This is a genomic window from Methanocalculus sp. (genome assembly GCF_030651615.1).
Lineage (GTDB): Archaea > Halobacteriota > Methanomicrobia > Methanomicrobiales > Methanocorpusculaceae > Methanocalculus.
The window spans coordinates 1-4,765 of record NZ_JAUSCG010000212.1 but is presented as its reverse complement, the minus strand read 5'-3'; the positions used below and the strand labels follow the sequence as shown (position 1 = coordinate 4,765).

Sequence of the window (4,765 nt, the reverse complement as noted above, 5' to 3'; positions counted from 1 at the left end):
CAAGAATAGTAAGGGAGAGCGGGTTGGCCGGATCATGGGCTTTCGCCACCTCGCAACAGATGACCCCGACCTCAGGCGTCTCTTTGAAGAATCATCTGAGGGACTTAAGGGACAAAGCGATCATCTCTGGGATGAGACGGTGATCGGTATGCTCCGATCTGCCGGATATATCGTACGTATCTGATTATATCTTAATACCGGATCACGACAAACTATTCTGGTGTGCAGACAACTCCTGCGTATCTCCCCTCAGGCTCAACTCTAAGGAGGCGTATTGCAGAACGCCTCTTCTTCTTAGGGCCGGTTCTGATCCTTGCGATAGAAACCTCCGGGGAGTCCGGGCTTGTTGAGATCATGAATGCGGGATTGCATTCCGGATATACATTCCTCTGGGTCTTTGCCATTGCCCTCATCTATAAATTCGCCTTTGCCTATGGGATCGCACGATACACTCTTTCTACCGGAAAGACGATATTCTCAGGCCTCAGGTCAATCCCAGGCCCCAGAAACTGGGAGGTCACCTTCATCACCATCATCTACATCCTTGAGATGGCAGCATATGGTGGTTTCCTCGTCATCGCAGGTCAATTCCTCCTCTACCTTATCCCGATTGAGATCCCGATCCACTGGATAGCCCTCATTACCCTCGGTGTTATCCTCCTCCTCCTCTGGAAAGGGAGTTACGAACGACTTGAACATGTGATCCTGGGGATGGTCGTCATCCTCTTTATTGGAGCGATATTTAGTTTATCAGCCCTCAATGTGCCTTTTCTCGAGGTGGCAGAAGGTTTTGTTCCTCACCTTGATCCAAAACATTACATCGAGATTATGGCGCTCCTTGGCGCTGTTGGTGCCGGACTCAACCTGCTCCTTTACTCGGTCTGGCTCCATGAGAAGACCGGCGGAATACCCTGCACCCATGACCTCCCTGAGAAGATGCGGATCGTCCGAAGCGATCTCTTAATCGGTTTTGGCCTTATTGCCCTGATGTCATTTGTCTTCCTTGGAATTGGAGCATCGTATTCTGATTCGGTCCATATCGGTGAAGGTATCAGCTCAGCATATACTGTCTCTGTCCATCTCTTCCATACCATCCCCTATGCCGCACCTGTCTTCATTTTCTCCTCATTTATTCTCCTTGCGGGTGCTGTCCTCTCCGGAATCGACGGTCGTGCACGGGCAGTCTGTGGCATCCTCCGTGAGGCGGGAGGCGTTCAAATCCCTCCAAAGAAGCTGTACCGACTGATCCTCGTTGGATTCTCAGCCATCATCTTCGCTGCGGTCTTCATCGGAAGCCCGGAATACTTAATCAAGAATGTTTCAGCTATTGCCTCGATCCTCTTTGCGATCATCGGTTTTGCCCTCATCTACATCGATAACAATCTTCCGCAGGGACACCGGGGATCACGCCTATGGCTCGCTGTTATGGCAGTAGGATCAGGGATCTACCTCCTTGTTGCACTCCTTGAGGAGGATACTATCCTTTCATTTGGTATCCCTCTTATGGAGAGGCTGGCAATCTTCCTCTTCATCCTCTTCCTCTTCGTCAGATCAGATCTTGCTCTGGCATACAGGAAAGGTGTGGCGACCAGAACCGATCTCCTCTGGCTCATCCTGATCTTTGGAGCCCTCTCGATCTATGGGACATTCCGTGGATATAATGTTGAAAGTGTCATCGTGAGCTTCAAGGACATTGGCCCGATCATTGCAGGTATCATCGGGGGGCCGATTGCCGGTGCAGCGGCAGGAGTCATCGGTGGTGCTTACCGGTATTCTCTTGGGGGATGGACTGCGCTTCCCGGTGCGGTTGCAACGGTGGTCGCCGGGGTGCTCGGAGGTGTCGCTGCCAGGCGCTGGACGCTTACACCGCTGCGCCTCGCGATCCTCGGAGTTGGTGCCGAAGCGATCCAGATTCTCATTCTCGTCCCTCTCCTTACCCTTGGTGCTCCTCATACAGAGGTGCTTGACGTGATACGGTATACCCTCCTCCCGATGTCCGTAGTGACAGCAGCAGGGCTGATAATGTATCTCCAGATCGAGGAGCAGTTCAAAAGGACCGTTGATATGAAAGATCTGATATCGTGGGTCAGGCAGGAGATCGATCCTGATCTGGAATCAGACCTGGAAAAGCCGTAATCAGAGGTACTCAGCCTGAACTGCAAGCACACCGGCACTATCTCCGGCTGCAGCGTATTCGGCAAGCGGCTCGGCATTCACTTCAAGAAACCGGATTCCAAACGGTACCTTTGCAAGAATAGATTCTGCCTGTTCCCGTTCTCCAAGGATAATCAGTGCTGCAGCAAGAGCCTCGACCGAAGAGAGGACAAACGGTTTTCCGAAGTTGACAGGGTTAGCAGCAACCAGAAATGGGAGCGCACGACGCCCGCGAAATCCAAATAACTCCTCCCGCTCAAGCACTTCCCATGAACAGTCAAGAGCGGTTATTGATCGGACCCACTTCGTATCCGCCGGAGAGATGACAACACCCGCTGTCGGGTCAAGGAGGAGGGTCGCCTTTGGCACCTGCCGAAATGATGGCACGATCCGGACCATGCCATATCGCTTTAGCTTCTTCATTGTGCACTTTCGGGGATCACAGGTGTTGTCCCGGTAGGAGACCAGAGGGATCATACTGAAGTACTATCTTATTCTCTGACGTAATCAAGCTCCCGCGATCAATCCATGAAGGATCAGCACCAATACCTGAGTATATGTACGTCATGGTTGCACCCTGTATTCTCGACCCGACTCTCAGGGCAGAAGGGATCACGCGGGATGAGGATCTCAGGGTATATGATCGCTGCCTTGATCGGTGTCGGGCATTTGGGCTTGATATTGTCCCGCTCCCCTGCCCGGAGACGCTGTACCTCGGGAGAGTAAGGGGACCTGCCACATATACAGAGCGGCTTAACACCTCAGACTTTGAATCACTCCTCGATGGTCTTGAAGAAGAGGTGAGAGCGATGATCCAAAAGCGGGGTGAGCCGCTCTGTATTGTAGGGGTTGACTCTTCACCCACCTGCGGAGTGAACACCACCTGGTACAGCCCGGAAGGAAAGGTCGATCATCGCGGGGCTTTCCTCTCACGGTTCCCGGATATTCCGATGACAGATGTCTATGACTTTGCCCGGTACCGTGTGTATCTTGCTGCCCCACTCTTTTCAGAAGCAGAACGGCGGTACAACGAGTTCATCCGCGACATCCTCGCAACCCACTGCTTCGAGGTCTACCTTCCGCAGGAGGCAGGAGATGATTCGGCTGCCCGTCATCACGAGGCGATGGGGGATATCTTCAGATCAAACTGTGAAGCAGTCAAAAATACCGACTGGGTGGTTGCGATCGTGGATGGTGCGGATGCCGACTCAGGCACCGCATGGGAGATGGGGTATGCACATGCATTGGGAAAACCGGTAATCTCTCTCAGAACGGACTTCCGGAATACAGGCGATAACGAGCATGTGAACCTGATGCTCGAACAGTCCTCGATGGTTATAACGCGGAGAGAAGATCTTCCTCATGCTCTCCTCTCCCCGCTTCACCACTGAATCATCTTTTTTTTGTTGCGAGGATCACCTCTCCGATCGACCGGAAGAGGTCTTCCACTTCGGAGAAGACCGGAACACCTCCTCTCCTCAAAACAGGTATCCCCGGTCTGACAGAGTCGCCTCCCGGAAAAGCCGCAAGCACCATATTCTTCGTATGCTCTGAGAACCGGACGATCTCAAACGCCACCTGTTTTGGATCGGCAATTGCTGTTGGTGCGGAGATGATGACAGCAATATCCCAGAAGCTCTGGTCCTGAAGAAGGATATCAAATACACGGGCAAACCTTCCTGCGGTCGAGTCGCCGATCATATCAATCGGGTTTCTTCCACTCCATCCGGGCGGGAGGATCAAATCCATCGCCGTATGTACAGACTGCGGTAGTGGGACGAGATCAATTCCGTTCCGCTCGGCATAGTCAGACGAGAGGACTGCAAATCCTCCTGCACTCGTAACAATGACCGCCCTTTTACCTCCGGGATATCCCTGACCGGATAGTATCCCACCTATCTGAAAGGCGGACCGGATAGAGTCCGCCGGGACGACGCCCGCCTGCCGGAATGCCGCACGATAGGTCTGGTAGTCCCCTGCAAGCGATCCGGTATGGGATGCAGCAGCCGCCCGGCCGATCCGTGAACTTCCGGCTTTGATTGCAATAACCGGTTTATGCCAGGAGATACGGGATACCGTCTCCAGAAATCTCCTGCCCTCTCGTATCTCTTCGATATAGAGGATGATTACTTTTGTCTCCTCATCATCTGCAAGAAGATCAATATAATCGACAAACCCGATATCTGACTGGTTACCTGCACTGATCACAGCAGAAAACCCGATATCTTCGAAGACGCTCCAGTCCACAATCGTCGTGATCAACGCCCCGCTCTGGGATATGAAGCCGAAGGGGCCTGGGATTGCGGAATTGTTATTGAAGGTGGTGTTGATCTGTTTTGGTGGCACCATGATACCAAGGCTGTTTGGCCCCACAATCCGAACACCTCCGGATTGGGCGATTGAAATGATCTCCTCCTCAAGGCGTCTCCCCTCCTCTCCTGACTCCCTGAATCCAAAAGAGATGATGACTGCGGTCAACACACCCTTCTCCACACAGTCATGGATTATTGACGGCACCACCTTTGCAGGAACTGCAATCACCACCATATCAACCTGACCCGGAATATCGGTGATCCGTGAAAAAGACTTCCGCCCGAGGATCTGTTCATGT

4 protein-coding genes and 1 pseudogene are annotated in these 4,765 nt (G+C 52.7%); 3 read left to right on the top strand and 2 right to left on the bottom strand.

The window, feature by feature from the left end; translation table 11 throughout:
* Positions 1-184 (top strand): annotated as a pseudogene (locus Q7V06_RS09110) (YkgJ family cysteine cluster protein); the annotation flags it as partial.
* Between the two features lie 38 nt (positions 185-222).
* The gene (locus tag Q7V06_RS09105; protein WP_304840782.1) at positions 223-2,136 is read left to right on the top strand and encodes an Nramp family divalent metal transporter; all 1,914 of its coding nucleotides are present in this window, start codon (positions 223-225) and stop codon (positions 2,134-2,136) included.
* Here the strand turns inward: Q7V06_RS09105 and Q7V06_RS09100 are convergent, their stop codons facing one another.
* Entirely contained in the window at positions 2,137-2,631 is a 495-nt protein-coding gene (locus tag Q7V06_RS09100) for a DUF367 family protein (protein ID WP_304840780.1), read from the bottom strand. It abuts the gene before it with no gap.
* A gap of 80 nt (positions 2,632-2,711) precedes the next feature.
* Here Q7V06_RS09100 and Q7V06_RS09095 point away from each other — a divergent pair, with 80 nt between their 5' ends.
* Positions 2,712-3,545, top strand: coding sequence for a nucleoside 2-deoxyribosyltransferase (locus Q7V06_RS09095; RefSeq protein WP_304840778.1), 834 nt, complete (start codon positions 2,712-2,714; stop codon positions 3,543-3,545).
* A 1-nt stretch (position 3,546) separates the two neighbouring features.
* Here the strand turns inward: Q7V06_RS09095 and Q7V06_RS09090 are convergent.
* A partial coding sequence (locus Q7V06_RS09090; protein WP_304840776.1) for an acetate--CoA ligase family protein occupies positions 3,547-4,765 on the bottom strand: 1,219 nt, incomplete at its 5' end.